This window comes from Pandoraea iniqua (genome assembly GCF_902459685.1).
GTDB lineage: Bacteria > Pseudomonadota > Gammaproteobacteria > Burkholderiales > Burkholderiaceae > Pandoraea > Pandoraea iniqua.
Genome location: NZ_CABPSF010000002.1, coordinates 1,061,452 through 1,078,177 on the forward strand (window position 1 = coordinate 1,061,452; position 16,726 = coordinate 1,078,177).

The 16,726-nt window shown below is 64.7% G+C and carries 13 protein-coding genes; all 13 read left to right on the forward strand.

Annotated elements, in window-relative coordinates:
- Positions 1-153: 153 nt before the first annotated feature.
- A complete protein-coding gene (locus PIN31009_RS10515) occupies positions 154-3,291 on the forward strand; it encodes a motility hub landmark protein FimV (protein WP_174997084.1) in 3,138 nt (1,045 codons plus the stop codon).
- Positions 3,292-3,489: 198 nt separating this feature from the next.
- Positions 3,490-4,302 (forward strand): tRNA pseudouridine(38-40) synthase TruA, encoded by an 813-nt coding sequence (truA, locus tag PIN31009_RS10520; protein ID WP_150684111.1) that lies wholly within the window; start codon positions 3,490-3,492, stop codon positions 4,300-4,302.
- A complete protein-coding gene (locus PIN31009_RS10525) occupies positions 4,299-4,955 on the forward strand; it encodes a phosphoribosylanthranilate isomerase (protein WP_150790161.1) in 657 nt (218 codons plus the stop codon). The genes truA and PIN31009_RS10525 overlap by 4 nt, the downstream gene beginning before the upstream one ends.
- 59 nt (positions 4,956-5,014) lie before the next feature.
- The gene (trpB, locus tag PIN31009_RS10530; protein WP_150790162.1) at positions 5,015-6,214 is read left to right on the forward strand and encodes a tryptophan synthase subunit beta; all 1,200 of its coding nucleotides are present in this window, start codon (positions 5,015-5,017) and stop codon (positions 6,212-6,214) included.
- A gap of 175 nt (positions 6,215-6,389) precedes the next feature.
- Complete coding sequence (locus PIN31009_RS10535) at positions 6,390-7,223, forward strand: DNA-methyltransferase (RefSeq protein WP_087688726.1); 834 nt, start codon at positions 6,390-6,392, stop codon at positions 7,221-7,223.
- Positions 7,177-8,001, forward strand: a complete 825-nt coding sequence (trpA, locus tag PIN31009_RS10540; RefSeq protein ID WP_087688157.1) for a tryptophan synthase subunit alpha — start codon at positions 7,177-7,179, stop codon at positions 7,999-8,001. Before PIN31009_RS10535 ends, trpA begins: the two co-directional genes overlap by 47 nt.
- Positions 8,002-8,115: 114 nt before the next feature.
- Positions 8,116-8,991, forward strand: a complete 876-nt coding sequence (accD, locus tag PIN31009_RS10545; protein ID WP_058379314.1) for an acetyl-CoA carboxylase, carboxyltransferase subunit beta — start codon at positions 8,116-8,118, stop codon at positions 8,989-8,991.
- A gap of 234 nt (positions 8,992-9,225) precedes the next feature.
- A complete protein-coding gene (gene folC, locus PIN31009_RS10550) occupies positions 9,226-10,524 on the forward strand; it encodes a bifunctional tetrahydrofolate synthase/dihydrofolate synthase (protein WP_150684115.1) in 1,299 nt (432 codons plus the stop codon).
- A gap of 114 nt (positions 10,525-10,638) precedes the next feature.
- On the forward strand, positions 10,639-11,634 hold the full coding sequence (locus PIN31009_RS10555; protein WP_150790163.1) for an SPOR domain-containing protein: 996 nt from the start codon (positions 10,639-10,641) through the stop codon (positions 11,632-11,634).
- Between the two features lie 28 nt (positions 11,635-11,662).
- Positions 11,663-12,550, forward strand: a complete 888-nt coding sequence (locus tag PIN31009_RS28085; protein ID WP_150790164.1) for a CvpA family protein — start codon at positions 11,663-11,665, stop codon at positions 12,548-12,550.
- 59 nt (positions 12,551-12,609) lie between these two features.
- Entirely contained in the window at positions 12,610-14,151 is a 1,542-nt protein-coding gene (purF, locus tag PIN31009_RS10565) for an amidophosphoribosyltransferase (RefSeq protein WP_087722864.1), read from the forward strand.
- A gap of 254 nt (positions 14,152-14,405) precedes the next feature.
- Complete coding sequence (locus PIN31009_RS10570) at positions 14,406-15,602, forward strand: O-succinylhomoserine sulfhydrylase (protein WP_058379309.1); 1,197 nt, start codon at positions 14,406-14,408, stop codon at positions 15,600-15,602.
- Between the two features lie 16 nt (positions 15,603-15,618).
- A complete protein-coding gene (gene hisC, locus PIN31009_RS10575; RefSeq protein WP_150790165.1) occupies positions 15,619-16,689 on the forward strand; it encodes a histidinol-phosphate transaminase in 1,071 nt (356 codons plus the stop codon).
- Positions 16,690-16,726: the final 37 nt, after the last annotated feature.

The window sequence follows — 16,726 nt, forward strand, 5'->3', positions numbered from 1 at the left end:
AGGCGCCCCCTGCAACTCGCGGGGCGGCCAGTGAGAACAATCGACTGACAGGCTTGACAAGACACAGTGCGGAAATACTCGATCGGCAAGCGCGCAAACTCGTCCCGGAACTCGTCCCGCAACTCGTTTCGACTGACTGCGGCGGCGGCCGTCTTGTGGAGCCTCGGGCTTCTCAATGCCGGTGCGGCCGAGTTCGGCCCGCAACAAGTGCGCTCCGCTGCCGGGCAACCGCTGCGTGCGGTGATCGTGCTGGGCAATGTTTCGCAGGCCGAGGCCGACGGGCTGTCCGTCAAGCTCGCCGGGCGCGACGCGTTCCGGCAAGCCGGACTGCGCTACGACCCGACGCTCGAGAAGATCTCCGTCTCCGTCTCTCCGACGGGCGGTCGCGAGGCGGGCTATAGCGGCACGTATCTCGTCCATGTCGATTCGGCCGAGCCGATCAGCACGTCGTTCCTCGATTTGTTGCTCGTGCTCGAGTGGCGCACCGGACGACAGTCCAATGCCGTGACGCTCTCGGCCATTCCCGAAGCCAGTGCTGCGCAACCGCAGGCCGTTGTGCCGGCGGCTGCGGCTGCCAGTGCAGCGCCGAATGCCGCCGCGAGTTTGCCGGCGCAGGGGAGCGCGTCAGGTCAATCGAACGAATCGAACGCATCGAACGCATCGACCCCACCGAACCAAGCCACTCGCCCGGGCAATGCAACCAACGCCCGACCGGCGGCGGCTGCCTCGAACCCGTCGGCTGATGGCGCGCGCACGGTGGAGCGGGGCGACTCGCTGTCGTCGATTGCCCGCGAATTCACGGGCGGTGAGGGCGGTACCACGCTCGCGCAGATGATGACGGCGCTGTTCGAATCGAATCGTTCGGCGTTCATCGGCAACGACCCGAACCGTTTGCGTCAGGGGGCGACGCTTGCGCGCCCGTCCGATGCACAAGTGCAGGAAGTCCCGCCCACGCAGGCACGCAAGTTCGTGTCGGCGGCGCGGGAACAGTTTGATGCGTATCGCGCGCGGCTGGCCGAATCGACGGCACAGCAGGCAGCACCGGCCAATGGCCGCAGTGCGCAGGGTGCGATTGAAGCGGGCAAGGCGCCGGAAGCCGCCGCCCCCGCCGCGCGTGATGAATTGAAGCTGTCGCGACCCGGTAAGGGGCGCGGAGCCGGCAAGACCGGCAACGGCGAGGAAGAACAAATCGCTCAGGGCAAGGCGCAGACCGAGGCTCAGGGCAGGGTGAATGAGTTGCAGAAGAACGTAGCAGATCTCCAGAAGCTGTTGGCGATGAAGAATCAGGCTGTCGCCAATCTGGAGGAGCAGGCCGCCGCCGCTTCCGGGGCGACTGCACAAGACAAGTCAGCGAATACCGTCAAGGGTAAGGACGCCGCCAACGCGACCGCCAAGGACGCAAAGCCCGCAGCGAATGCTGCGAACGCCGCTAACGCCGCTAATGCCGCTAATGCCGCTAATGCGGCCAGTGCGGCCAATGCTGGCAATGCCACGGCGACGGCGGCCAATGACGCCAACGCGTCGGGCGCTGCGGCGGAGGGTGCCTCGGCCGCGACTGCGGCAGCCAGTGCTTCGGATGCTGCGGCGCAAGCCGTGGTGGCGAGCGAGGCGGCCGCCTCCGCGACGCAGGCGGCCAGCGCGGCGACTGCGGAAACCAAGCCGGCGCCGAACGCTTCGATGAACTGGCGCGCCGTGCGCGACAATCCATACGTACTGCCGGGCGCAGGCGTTTTGGTGGTGCTGATGGGCCTTTGGTGGCTGATGCGCCGCCGTCGCGCCGAGCCGCCGGTGGGACAGGACGGTCCGTACGACGATGGCCGCGACGGCCGTGACGGTAGCGATGGCCGCGCGCCTCATGACGGCCCGCAGGGCGTCGAGCCGCAACTGTCGCAAGGCGGTTCGACGGTGGCAGGCGTGGTGACGGGCGCAGCGGTGGCCACAGGTGCTGCTGGCGCCGCCGCCATGTACGCCGCCCATCAGGCCGAAGCCGACGAGCATCTGCATCCGAGCGCCGACGACACTTGGGCGGAACCCGCCGAGCCGACTGAACCGGCCGAGCCGACGGAAGGCGAAGGTATTGCCGCGCTGGAAGCGGAACATCCAGATGCGACGGCCGCCGGCGCAGCGCTGCCGGGCGAATGGGACGCCGAACAGGAACACCTGACGGACGAACTGGCCGATCAGGCGCACGAGACACTCGCCGACACCCCTGAGGCCTTCGCTACGCCGCTGGCAGCCCCGGCACATGACGTTGCCGAGGAACCCGTCGCGGACGCCGCCAGCGAGCCGGAAATCAACTGGGACGACGCTTTCGCCGAGCAAGCAGGCGAGGTGCCGGTGGCGCAGACGCCGCACGACGATCCGGCCGCAGCGAGTCTGTCGGCGCTGGAAGCCCTCGGTGCTGCCGCCGCTGTCGGTGGCGTTGCCGCAGCCTCGGCCCATACCGCCGAGCCGGTCGTCGAGCCGCAAAACGGCGTGGCAGGCATGCTGGGCGATCTCGATCTCGGCTTGCCGGGGCAGCCGGCACACGTTGGCACGATTGCCAGCGGAGCATTGCCGTCGCTCTCCAACGGCAGTTCCGTGCAGTTCACGATGGCGCCGCAGGCGGGTGAAGCCCATATCCACGCGCCGTCCGGCGATCAGGGCGATTTCGATTCCGATGACGGGGAACTGAGCGACGCCGATTTCGACGCAGCCCTCAAGGCCGCCGCCGAATCGCCGCGCAGCTATACCGACAGTGCGCACGAAGCGCCGTCGCTCAAGCCGATGTCGTTCGATCTGTCGGACTTCAGTCTGGACTTGAAGGGTGACGACGCCTCCGCCACGACCATCGCACCTGCCTTCGTGAGCGCGCCGACGTTGCCGGCAGCCACGGGCGACGAGGCGCTGGTCGAGCACGACGCTTTCGCCCAACCGGCCCCGTCGACGGGCTATGCGCCGCACGCGACGCCGTCCGCTCAGACTTGGGCACACGCGGTCGCGGAAGACGTGGCAGAAGCGGCGGCCCCGTCGCAGTCGCCGGCCGTGCCTGCCGTTGCGCCGCCTCCGGAGCCAGCGGCACCTGCGCCGGCCCCGGCCGAGCCTGCACCCGCAGCGTCCAGCCCCATCGCGCCGCAACTGGCCGATCTGGCGGTGCCTGACGAGTTCCACACCAAGCTCGAACTGGCGGCGGCGTATCAGACGATTGGCGACGACGACGGCGCACGCGAGTTGCTCGAAGAAGTCATCGCGGGTGGCGACGAGGCACAACAGTCGGTGGCACGCAGCCGTCTGGCAGAACTCGGAAAGTGACGAAAACGGCGTGAAAATCGACGTCAGGCGCGAGGCTGAACACCGCCGAATCTCCTGATCGTCCGCAAAGACATAGCAACACAGTGACGCCGACAGCGAGCGGCGAACACACCACAGGTTGACCGTAGTTTCGGGCGCTCGTAGGTTGGGCGCCCGTTTTTCTTTTACCGCAGGCGTGCCGTTGGGCGCGCATCAGATATGCGAATCGCACTGGGCATCCACTACGACGGCACGGCGTTTTCCGGCTGGCAATCGCAGCCGCACGGCAACACCGTGCAGCAGGCGCTTGAATCCGCGTTGCGCGAATTCGGCGGCGTCGCGCTGCCGACCACCGTGGCCGGACGCACCGATACGGGCGTGCACGGCATCGGACAGGTGGTGCATTTCGACACCGAACTCGACCGGGCGATGTTCTCGTGGGTGCGCGGCGTGAACGCGTTTCTGCCGAAGACCGTGGCCGTGCAATGGGCCCAGGCGATGCCCGACGACTTTCACGCGCGCTTCATCGCGTTCGAGCGCACGTATTTTTACGTGCTCTACGTGCATCCGGTGCGCTCGCCGTTGCTCGAAGGCCGTTGCGGGTGGCTGCACACGCCGCTCGATCTCGATGCCATGCGCACCGCCGGTCAGGCGCTGGTCGGCGAACACGATTTCTCGGCGTTTCGCTCGTCCGAATGTCAGGCCAAGACGCCAGTGAAGCATCTGTACGCGATCGATATCGAACAGCAGGGCAACTTCTTCGTGTTCCGCTTCCGCGCGAGCGCGTTCCTGCATCACATGGTGCGCAACATCATGGGCTGTCTGGTCGCGATCGGCCGGGGGCGGCAGTCGGCGGACTGGATGGCTGCCGTGCTGGAGAGCCGCGACCGCCGTCAGGCCGCGCCGACCTTCATGCCCGATGGCTTGTATCTCGCACGCGTGGGGTATCCTGAGCGCTTCGCAGTGCCCGAGCCCAACTGGGCGGCGTGGCCGTTCCCGATGCCGTGGGCACAAGACGGAACCCCTTCATGACGACTCGCACCCGAATCAAGATTTGCGGCCTCTCGCAGCCGACGGACGTCGACCACGCGGTCGCGCTCGGCGTCGATGCCATTGGCCTCGTGTTTTACCCGCCCAGCCCGCGCTACGTCGATCTCGCGCGCGCTGCCGAACTGGCCCGCCGGGTACCGCCGTATGTCAGCGTGGTGGGGTTGTTCGTCAACGCTACGGCCGATGACATCGCGCGTACCGTCGAGGCCGTGCCGCTGACCACGTTGCAGTTCCACGGCGACGAAACGCCCGAAGTCTGCGCCGCGTTGGCGGCTGCCGCAGGGCACCGTCCGTACACGCGTGCCATGCGTATTGGCCCGGAGACGAAAGACAGTAGCGATTTGCTACAATTCGCAAACGCATACGCCGCCGCGCAAGGTATTTTGCTGGATGCCCTCGTTGAGGGCTACGGGGGCGGGGGAAAGGTTTTCGATTGGTCACTTATTCCAAAAGACATCGCGCGTCGGGCCGTTTTGAGTGGTGGCTTGAACGCACACAACGTTGCTGAGGCAATCCGCCAAGTGACGCCGTACGCCGTCGACGTGTCGAGCGGTGTTGAGGCGTCACGGGGCGTGAAAGATCCCGCCCGAATGACGGCGTTCGTGCGCGCAGTGCGCGCTGCCGACGCCGAATAGCAACCTGCCGGGGCGCCCGCAAGGGGCTGCACACCCGGTTACTGCGAAGAGTGACGACCATGTACGATTTGCCCGATGCCCGTGGCCACTTTGGCCAATATGGCGGTGTTTTTGTTGCCGAGACGCTGATTCACGCGCTCGACGAGCTGCGTGAGGCTTACGCCAAATACCAGCACGATCCCGCCTTTCTCGAAGAATTCAATTACGAACTGAAGCACTACGTCGGCCGTCCGTCGCCGATTTATCACGCCAAGCGCTGGAGCAGCGAACTGGGCGGTGCACAGGTCTATCTGAAGCGCGAAGACCTGAACCACACCGGCGCGCACAAGGTGAACAACGTGATCGGGCAGGCGCTGCTCGCCCGCCGTATGGGCAAGCGCCGCGTCATTGCCGAGACCGGTGCTGGTCAGCACGGCGTGGCCACCGCAACCATCGCGGCGCGTTTCGGTATGGAATGCGTCGTCTACATGGGCGCGGAAGACGTTAAGCGTCAGGCCGCCAACGTCTATCGCATGCAGTTGCTCGGTGCGACCGTCGTGCCCGTCGAATCGGGTTCGAAGACGCTCAAAGATGCGCTCAACGAAGCCATGCGCGACTGGGTGACGAACGTCGAAAGCACGTTCTACATCATCGGCACCGTGGCCGGTCCGCACCCGTACCCGATGCTCGTGCGCGACTTCCAGCGCGTGATCGGCGACGAATGCAAGGTGCAGATGCCTGAGCTCGCCGGCCGTCAGCCGGATTACGTGCTCGCCTGCGTGGGCGGTGGCTCCAATGCCATGGGCATCTTCTATCCGTATATCGATCTGCCCGAAGTGAAGCTCGTGGGCGTGGAAGCGGCGGGCGACGGCATCGAAACCGGCCGTCACGCGGCGTCGATCATCGGTGGTACGCCCGGCGTGCTGCACGGCAACCGCACGTATCTGCTGCAAGACGCCAATGGTCAGATCACCGAGACGCATTCGATCTCGGCCGGTCTCGACTATCCGGGTGTCGGCCCCGAGCATGCGTGGTTGCACGACATCCATCGCGCTGAATACGTGGGTATCACCGATACCGAAGCCCTCAGGGCATTCCATGACTGCTGCCGGATCGAGGGCATCATTCCCGCACTGGAGTCGAGCCACGCGCTCGCTTATGCGTGCAAGCTTGCGCCCACACTGAGCCGTGACCAGATCGTTCTGGTCAACCTCTCGGGACGGGGCGACAAGGACATGCATACCGTGATGGCGTTGGCCAAGCCGGCCAGCGACGCCTGAGCGGCGCCGCGAGACTCCACCGATTCGACAGGTAACCAGAACCAGCATGACCGACCGCAACGCGCCGCCGCAAGAGACCATCGCTCAGGGCGAGGCACAAAATGACGTCCTCGGGACTGCGCGTCCCGCTCGTCCTGTTGATGCCACCGAAGCCGCGGCTGCGCGTCTCGAAGCCATGGAGGCGGCCGGCGAGCTTCGCGCGCGCTGGGCGCCGGGCGACATTGCCCTACGTCATGCCGACTTCCTGCAACACGTGCATGAACTGCCGGACGGGTCCGTCGACCTGATTCTTGCCGACCCGCCGTATGGGCTGGGCAAGGATTACGGCAACGACTCCGACAAGCGTTCGGGCGAGGACTTTCTCGGCTGGACGTACGGCTGGCTCGAGGCGGCGATTCCGAAACTCGCGCCGCGCGGCTCGCTGTATCTGTTCTGCACGTGGCAATACGCCCCCGAGCTGTTCGTGTTCCTCAAGCAGCGCATGCTGATGATCAACGAGATCATCTGGGATCGCCGCGTACCGAGCATGGGCGGCAGCACGCGACGCTTTTCGTCGGTGCACGACAACATCGGCTTCTTCGCGATTTCGAAAGACTATTACTTCGATCTCGACGCCGTGCGCGTGCCTTACGACGCCGCGACGAAGAAGGCGCGCTCGCGTCGCATCTTCGAGGGCAGCAAGTGGCTGGAACTCGGTTACAACCCCAAGGATCTGTGGTCCATCTCGCGATTGCACCGGCAAGACCCCGAACGCGTCGATCATCCGACGCAGAAACCGCTGCATATCATCGAGCGCATGGTGCTGTCGAGCTGCCCGCCCGGCGGCCTCGTGCTTGACCCGTTTATGGGCAGTGGCACGACTGCCGTGGCCTGCGCGCTGCACGGCCGGCGTTTCGTCGGCTTCGAGCTGAACGCGCACTACCACGCGCTCGCCAACCAACGACTTCAGAGACTTTCCGATCATGTCCCGCATTCAAGCGACGTTCCAAGCCTTGCAAGCGCAGGGTAAGAAGGGCCTCATTCCGTTCATTACCGCCGGTGACCCCGAGCCGGGCTGGACGGTCAAACTGATGCATGCACTGGCCGATAACGGCGCCGACGTCATCGAACTCGGCGTGCCGTTTTCCGACCCGATGGCCGACGGTCCGGTGATTCAGCGCGCGTCCGAGCGCGCGTTGGCACGTGGCGTGAGCCTCGCCGAGGTGCTCGGCTACGTGGCTGCATTCCGCCAGACCAACGACCGCACCCCGATCGTGCTGATGGGCTACGCCAATCCCATCGAGGCGATGGGGCTCGACGCCTTTGCCGAACGGGCAGCGGCGGCCGGGGTGGACGGCGTGCTGGTGGTCGACTACCCGCCTGAGGAAGCCGAGGAATACGCCGGTGCCATGCGCGCCCGCGGTATCGATCCGATCTTCCTGCTGGCGCCGACCTCGACCGACGCGCGCATTGCCGCCGTGGCTAAGCAGGCGAGCGGCTATCTGTACTACGTCTCGCTCAAGGGTGTGACCGGTGCGGCGAGCCTCGATCTGGACAGCGTGGCCGCGAAAATCCCCCAGATCAAGGCGGTGGCACCGTTGCCGGTGGGTGTGGGCTTCGGTATTCGCGATGCCGAAACGGCCCGTGCCATCTCGGGCGTGGCCGATGCCGTGGTGATCGGCAGTGCCATCGTGCAACGGCTTGAAAACACGCCGCGTGATCTGGAAGGCCAGAACGCGGTAAAATCGCTGGCTGAATTCATCGGCGAAATCCGTCAGGCGCTCGACGAGGGCCTGCCAGCGCGGTAACACGCGCGGCCGGGTGGGGTATCATCCCGCCGATGAAACGCTGAATTGAAACGGCCGTCAGGCCGCTAAGACGCCCGTCCCCGCCCGGGGGCGGGCGTTTGCCAAGGAGAAACTATGAGCTGGCTCGATAAGCTGCTGCCCCCGAAGATCAAGCAAACCGATCCGACGCAGCGCAACAAGAGCATCCCGGAAGGGCTGTGGATCAAGTGCCCGTCGTGCGAAGCCGTGCTGTATCGCAACGACGTGGAAGCCAATCTGCATGTCTGCCCGAAGTGCGACCATCACATGCGCATCGGTGCGCGCGCCCGTCTGGACGCGTTGCTCGATCCGGAAGGCCGCTACGAGCTGGGTCAGGAAATCGTGCCGGTCGACGCGCTCAAGTTCAAGGACAGCCGCAAGTACCCGGACCGCATCAAAGAAGCCATGGACGACACGGGTGAAACCGACGCCATGGTCGTGATGGGCGGGGCGATCCACACGCTGCCGGTGGTGGTGGCGTGCTTCGAGTTCGCGTTCATGGCCGGTTCGATGGGTTCGGTGGTCGGCGAGCGCTTCGTGCGCGGTGCGCAGAATGCGCTGGAGCAGGGCGTGCCGTTCATCTGCGTGACCGCTTCGGGCGGTGCGCGTATGCAGGAAAGCCTGCTTTCGCTGATGCAGATGGCCAAGACCACGGCCATGCTGACCAAGCTGGCCGATGCCAAGCTGCCGTTCATCTCGGTGCTGACCGACCCGACGATGGGTGGCGTGTCGGCAAGCTTCGCCTTCTTGGGCGACGTGGTGATGGCCGAGCCGAAGGCGCTGATCGGGTTTGCCGGTCCGCGCGTGATCGAACAGACCGTGCGTGAAAAGCTGCCGGAAGGTTTCCAGCGTTCGGAGTTCCTGCTGCAAAAGGGCGCGATCGACATGATCGTCGACCGCCGCAAGATGCGCGAAGAAATCGCACGTCTGATCGCACTGATGCAGTGCCAGCCGGCTGACGCGGTGGCCTGATGGGGGGCGCGCCGCACCGCTGCACTCCGGTGAAGCGTTGCGGTGAAGCACCACGGCGAAACACTGCGGCATGGCGTTGCAACGTTCGGTATGCCGCCCCCAAGGCGCGTGCATCGGCGTAAAATGGCGCCACGCCACGCAGTGCCACGTACGTGTCACCCAAGTCATTGCATTACTTAGCAGCATCTCAAGCGCGGACGTTCGTCCGCGCTTTGTTTTTCTGCCCGCACATTCATGCCGACATACTCCACTCTCGACGCCTGGCTCGCCCATCTTGAAACCGCTCACCCTGTGGGCATCGACATGGGGCTTACGCGCATCGGGCGCGTGAAAGAGGCCCTCGGCCTGCATTTCCCTTGTCCTGTCTTCACCGTCGGCGGTACCAACGGCAAAGGCTCGACCTGCGCGATTATCGAGGCGATTCTGCTCTCGGCCGGCTATCGCGTCGGCTGCCACACCTCGCCGCACCTGCTCACGTTCAACGAGCGCGCCCGCATCAATGGCGAGATCGTCGACGATGCGACGCTGCTGCCGCATTTCGAGGCCGTCGAGCGTGCCCGCACGAGCTTTGATGAACCCGTCTCGCTCACCTATTTCGAATTCACCACGCTGGCGATCATGCAGATGTTCGCCACTGCGGGCCTCGACGCCGTGATTCTCGAAGTCGGGCTGGGCGGGCGTCTCGACGCGGTCAACATCATCGACGCCGACTGCGCGGTCATCACCAGCATCGACATCGATCACGCCGAGTATCTGGGCAACACGCGCGAAGCGATCGCCATCGAGAAGGCGGGCATCTTCCGCGCGGGCAAGCCGGCGGTCTGCGGTGACCCGATGCCGCCCGCCACGCTGGCTGCCGAAGCCGAACGCATCGGTGCCGACTTCTGGCAATTCGGGCGTGACTTCAACTATCAGGGCGACAAGCAGCAGTGGAGCTACGCAGGGCGCAACATGCGACGCCCGGCGCTGGCGTATCCGGCGCTGCGCGGTGCCAACCAGTTGCTGAATGCCTCTGCCGCACTGGCGGCGCTGGAATCGATGCGCTCCGAGCTGCCGGTGTCGGCGCAGGACATCCGTCTGGGGCTGGCGTCCGTCGAATTGCCGGGACGTTTTCAGGTGCTGCCGGGGCGTCCGGCCGTGGTGCTCGACGTGGCGCACAACCCGCACGCGGCCGCCGCGCTGGGCCACAACCTCGACGGCATGGGGTTCTTCCCTTACACCTACGCGGTGTTCGGGGCGATGGCCGACAAGGACATCGAAGGCGTACTGCGGCACATGGTCGACAAGGTCGATCACTGGCGCGTGTGCGGTTTGCCGACCCCGCGCGCAGCGAGTCCGGAAGTGCTGGAAGAGAAGCTTCGCGCAGTCGGCTTTGTCGATGACGCCGATCATTCGGTCGAAACCTTCGAATCCCCTGAGAAAGCCTATGCCGCCGCGCTCGAGCAGTGCGGGGAGAATGATAGAATTGTGGTTTTTGGATCGTTCTTTACGGTGGCGGGTGTGATGTCGCACCGCAAATTGCAGCGCCACTAACGCCTGACGGTGTCATCGTGGTGACATTTTCTTACGAGAAATGTCATGCGCAGGATGCACCAGATGCGCGATGATCAGTCCAACGACGCAAGTTACGACCTGAGCCAAGGGCCTATGGGATTGTTTTCCTTCCGCAAGAAAGACGCCGAAGCCGTTTCCCCGAAGCGCGGTAGCCGCAAGAGCGGCCGCACCGGCAGCCGTACGGCGGGAGGGGGCGAATACAGCGAGCACGAGCAACTCGACCCGCTGCTGCCCGAGAAGCAACGCGCGCGCCGCCGTCTGGTAGGCGCGCTGGCGTTGGTGCTCGCGGCCGTCATCATCCTGCCGATGGTGCTGGCCCCCGAACCCAAGCCGGCGGCCGACGACATCGCGATTCAGATTCCCGGTAAAGATGCCAATTCGCCGCCCGTGCGCGTGAAACCGCAAGCGGCGGCGCCGTCGACCGATGCGTCGCTCGATAAGGGCGAAGAAGCCGTCGACGGCAACTCGCTCGCGAATAGCGGCAATAGCAGCGGTGGTAGCACCAACAAGCCGGGTTCGTCCCAGTCACAAGCGGCGGCCGTGCCGCCTGCGCCGACGGGTGTGCCGCCGTCCGCGGCGGTCGCCCCCGTGGTGCCCCTTACACCGGTCACGCCGCCTGTCGCGCAGGCCAAGCCGGAATCGAAGCCGGACAGCAAGCCCGAGGTGAAGAAGCCCGAGCAGCACGCCGAGGCGAAGCCTGCGGCCAAGCCCAGCGATTCGCACGACACGCCCAAGGCGGCCAACAAGCCCGACCTGAACGCTGCCGACCCGATCGCTCAGTTCGCGCAGAACAACAACGCCAAGCCGGCGGCCAATCACGACAATGCACAAGCCAAAGCGGCGGCACCCGCCGGCAATGGCAAGTATCTGGTGCGCATCGGCGCCTTCTCGACGCAGGACCGTGCGCAGGCGTGGCTCGTCAAGCTCAAGCTCGTGAACGTGCCGAGCTACATGGTGAAGGGCAACGTCGACGGCCGCGAACTGTACTTGCTGCGTGCCGGTCCGTTCCCGGACCGCAACAGCGCCGAAGCCGCCAGCAAGAAGATTCGTGATGCCGGTCTGACGGCGATGGTCGCCGAGGCGGGCTGAGTTGGGTAATTTTGCGCAGGGCGGTCTGATGACCGTAGTGGATTACGCGGCGATCGCCATTTTGCTCGGCTCGATGGTGCTGGGCATGTTGCGCGGTCTGGTACGCGAGCTGTTCAATCTGGTGGGCTGGGTGGTGGCGTTCTTCGTGGCGCGCGCCTTTGGCCCGACGGTGGCGCACTGGCTGCCGGCCGACCTGCCGGGCGGCGAGATGACGCAGGGTGCGCTCGGTTTCCTGCTGGTGCTGGTGGCCGTCGTGTTCGGTGCCGGTATCGTGAGCGCGCTGGTGGGGCGCATGACCGACATGATCGGGCTGCGTCCGGCCGATCGCGGTTTAGGCATGTTGTTCGGTATCGTGCGCGGCATGTTGCTCTTGATGTTGTTGCTGGTCGCCGCCAGATTGACAGCATTGCCGCAGCAACCGGCGTGGCAGCAATCGATGGTGCGCCCGTGGGTCGAAGCCGGGCTGGAACGCCTGATGCCCTATCTGCCCGAGCCGGTGCAGCATTACCTTCACAAGCCCGAAGAGGCCGTGCCGAGCGTGAATTCGCTGGGCACGCCGATCCCCTTGCCACGATTGGAACCTAATGGGGAACCGAGTCGCCGGATGCAGGAAATGCTCGGCGGGCAGGGCGGCTTGAAGAGCCGTGGCGAGATGGTCGGGATTCGCGACAACCTCAGCGGCGGTGCCGCAGCGGCGGGGCAGACGAACGGTGCCGGTGGAGTTGCGAATGGCGCCGGAACGAACGCGGGCCTCGGCGGCGGTGGTAGCGCTGGGAGCGCCGGTAGTGAATCCGGCCAAGCGCCGGGCGCCGGTTTGGCGAGCCCCGGTGCGAGCGATGGCATACAGCAGGGGTGGGGCATGCGCAGCGGCGGATCGGCCGCGCCGTCCGCCGGCCTGCACAAGGTTTCCGAATGACGGATAATACGGTCCGTTCGTTTGACGCAGATTTCGAAGTTTTTTGAAGGATTCATGCCATGTGTGGCATCGTCGGTGTAGTTTCCAAGTCCCCTGTCAATCAGTTCATTTACGATAGCCTGCTGCTGTTGCAGCACCGCGGCCAAGACGCCGCCGGCATTGCGACGACGGATGGCCAGTCGTTCTACATGCACAAGGGCAACGGCATGGTGCGCGACGTGTTCCGCACGCGCAACATGCGCGACCTGCCGGGCCAGGTGGGTATCGGTCAGGTGCGCTACCCGACGGCCGGTTCGTCGAGCGCCGCGCAGGCTCAGCCGTTCTACGTGAATGCCCCGTACGGCATCGTGCTCGCGCACAACGGCAATCTGACGAACTGGGAACAGCTCAAAGACGAGATGTTCCGCATCGACCGCCGTCACATCAACACGACCTCCGACTCTGAAGTGCTGCTCAACGTGCTCGCGCACGAGTTGCAGCAAAGCTCGCTCGAAGGCCTGAGCGTGCCGTCGCTGTTCGAAGCCGTGCGCGGTGTGCATCGCCGCCTGCGTGGCTCGTACGCGATTGTCTCGATCATCTCCGGTTTCGGTCTGCTCGCGTTCCGCGATCCGAACGGTATCCGTCCGCTGTGCATCGGCCGCTTCGAAGGCCCGAACGGCACGGAGTGGATGGTGGCGTCGGAGTCGGTGGCACTCGAAGGCATGGGCTTCGCGTTCGAGCGCGACGTCAAGCCGGGCGAGGCGATCTTCATCAGCAACGACGGCGAACTGACCTCGCAGCAATGCGCGGAAGCCACGTCGCTGCATCCCTGCATTTTCGAACTCGTGTATCTGGCCCGTCCTGACTCGGTGCTCGATGGCGTGGCGGTCTACGACGCGCGTCTGCGCATGGGCGACTATCTCGCCGAGAAGATTCGCCGCGAGATCGATTACAAGGACATCGACGTCGTGATGCCGATTCCGGACTCGAGCCGCCCGGCAGCCATGCAGGTTGCCAAGCGTCTGGGCCTGAATTATCGCGAAGGCTTTTTCAAGAACCGCTACGTTGGCCGTACCTTCATCATGCCCGGTCAGGCGATGCGCAAGAAGTCGGTGCGCCAGAAGCTCAACGCCATGCGCGTCGAGTTCAAAGACAAGAACGTGCTGATCGTCGACGACTCGATCGTGCGCGGTACGACCAGTCAGGAAATCGTGCAGATGGCGCGCGACGCCGGTGCCCGTAAGGTGATCTTCGCGTCGGCGGCACCGCCCGTGAAATTCCCGAACGTGTACGGCATCGACATGCCGACGCGCAGCGAACTGGTGGCCCACGATCGCAGCGACGAAGAAGTGGCGCGCATCATCGGTGCCGACGAACTGATTTATCAGGACGTCGAGGACATGAAGGCCGCCGTGCGCGACATCAACCCGGCGCTGACCGACTTTGATGCCTCGTGCTTCGATGGCAACTACATCACGGGCGACATCACCGTCGAATACCTGAACCGTCTGGAGCAGCAACGCAAGGCGCCGAAGGCGTCGGTCGAGCGCGATGCCGGCGACAATGGTGATGGTGGCGAGGGTGACGAAAACGAGCCCCGCGGGGCTCAGCTCGGCCTGTAAGGCCAATGGCTGAGCGCGCCGCTCAGACCGGACGGCGGGCGCGCTATGGCGCCAGAGGCCGTCCAGCAGCGCAAGGAGGGATTTTCCTTCCATGCCTGCAACGTGCTACACTGCTTTTCACGTCGATTTGATTTCAGCTTGCGGACGTGGGGGAACATCCCCGAAACAGCTAAAGCGAGGCCTAGACAGATGGATTTCGAGCCCGTTTTGCTGACAAGCGAAACGGGCTTTTTCTTTTTGAAACGAGATACACGATGGACTCCTTCGATTTCGATACCCTGGCGGTGCGCGCGGGCACGCAGCGCTCCGAGTTCGGTGAGCATTCCGAGGCGCTGTACCTGACCTCGAGCTTCGTCTTCAAGAGCGCGGCCGAGGCTGCCGAGCGCTTCGCGCACTCGGAAGAGGGCTTCACCTATTCGCGCTTCACCAACCCGACGGTGTCGATGTTCCAGGACCGTCTGGCAGCACTGGAAGGCGGCGAGGCCTGCATGGCCACCGCCTCGGGCATGGCCGCGATTGTCTCGGTCGTGATGACGGCCCTGTCGGCCGGCGATCACCTCGTCAGCTCGCAAAGCATCTTCGGCTCCACGCTGAACGTGTTCTCGACGATCTTCAGTCGTTTCGGCGTGGAGACGACCTTCGTCGATCCGACCGATCTCGACGCGTGGCGCGCCGCGATCAAGCCGAACACGAAGATGTTCTTCCTCGAAACCCCGTCGAACCCGCTCACCGACATCGCGGACATCGCCGCCATCGGCAAGATTGCGAAGGAAGCGAACGCCTTGTTCGTCGTCGACAACTGTTTCTGTACGCCGGCGTTGCAGCGTCCGATCGAATACGGTGCAGATGTGGTCGTGCACTCGGCCACCAAGTATCTCGACGGTCAGGGCCGCGTGTTGGGCGGCGCTATCGTGGGCACGAAAGATTTCATCATGGGCAAGGTCTTCCCGTTCGTGCGCAGTGCCGGCCCGACGCTCTCGGCGTTTAACGCGTGGGTGATTCTGAAGGGCATGGAAACGCTGTCGCTGCGCATGGAGCGGCAATCGGCCAGCGCACTGACCGTGGCGCAATGGCTGGAGCAGCAACCGCAAGTGGCACGCGTGTTCTACCCGGGCCTGCCGTCGCACCCGCAATACGAACTCGCGCAGCGTCAGCAGAAGGCGGGCGGTGCCATCGTCGCGTTCGAACTGAAGGGCGCCACGCCGGCCGAGCAACGCGAAAACGCGTGGCGCGTGATCGACAACACGCGCGTGCTGTCGATTACCGGCAACTTGGGCGATACGCGTACGACCATCACGCACCCGGCCAGCACCACGCACGGCCGTATCACGCCGGAAGCGCGCGCTGCTGCGGGGATTACGGAAGGGTTGATTCGTCTGGCGGTGGGGCTTGAGTCGCCCGCCGACATTCAGGCCGATCTGTCGCGCGGCTTTGCGCCGAACGCGCAATAAGCGGAGCGCAGCGGACATGAGTCGATTCTGGAGCGCGGGCGTTGCCGATCTGACGCCCTATGTGCCCGGTGAGCAGCCGCAAATGCAGCGGCTCATCAAGCTCAACACCAACGAGAACCCGTACGGCCCGTCGCCGCGCGTGCTCGCCGCGATTCGCGACGCCCTCGGCAGCGATGCCGAAGCGCTGAAGCTGTATCCGGACCCGGATGCGCGCCGCTTCAAGCAGGCCATCGCGACGCGTTTCGGTCTGGAGGTTGCCAACGTTCACGTGGGCAACGGTTCGGACGAAGTGCTGGCCAACGTGTTTCAGGGGCTGCTCAAGCACGACAAGCCAATTCTCTACCCGGACATCACGTACAGCTTCTATCCGGTGTATTGCGGACTGTATGGCGTGGCGTTCGAGACCGTGCCGCTGTCCGACACGTTCGAGATTCGCGCAGAGGATTACCGCAAGCCGAACGGCGGCATCATCTTCCCGAATCCGAACGCACCGACGGGGCGTGCGATCGCCTTGGGCGAGATCGAGCGAGTGCTGACGGATAACGCGGGCTCGGTGGTCGTGATCGATGAGGCGTATATCGACTTTGGCGGCGAGACGGCAGCGGGGTTGATTGCGAAGTATCCGAATCTGCTAGTGGTGCAGACGCTGTCGAAGTCGCGCTCATTGGCGGGATTGCGGCTGGGTTTCGCCATCGGTCACCCGGATCTGATCGAAGCGCTGGAGCGCGTGAAGAACAGCTTCAACTCGTATCCGCTCGACCGGCTGGCACAAGCGGCCGGTGTGGCGGCGATCGAAGATGAGGTGTATTTCGAACAGACGCGTCAGGCGGTGATCGCGAGCCGTGAGGCGCTGGTTGAACGCATGACGGCGCTGGGTTTTGAAGTGCTGCCGTCGAAGGCGAACTTCGTGTTCGCGCGTCATCCGGCGCACGATGCCGCGCAACTGGCGGCTGCGCTGCGTGAGCGCGCGATCATCGTGCGTCACTTCAAGAACGCGCGCGTGGCGCAGTTCCTGCGCATTACGGTGGGCACCGACGCCGAGTGCGAGACCTTCACGGACGCATTGAAGGAAATTCTGGCGGGCTGATTCGCCAGAGAGTGTGGACGGAAACGTCCGCGCTCGC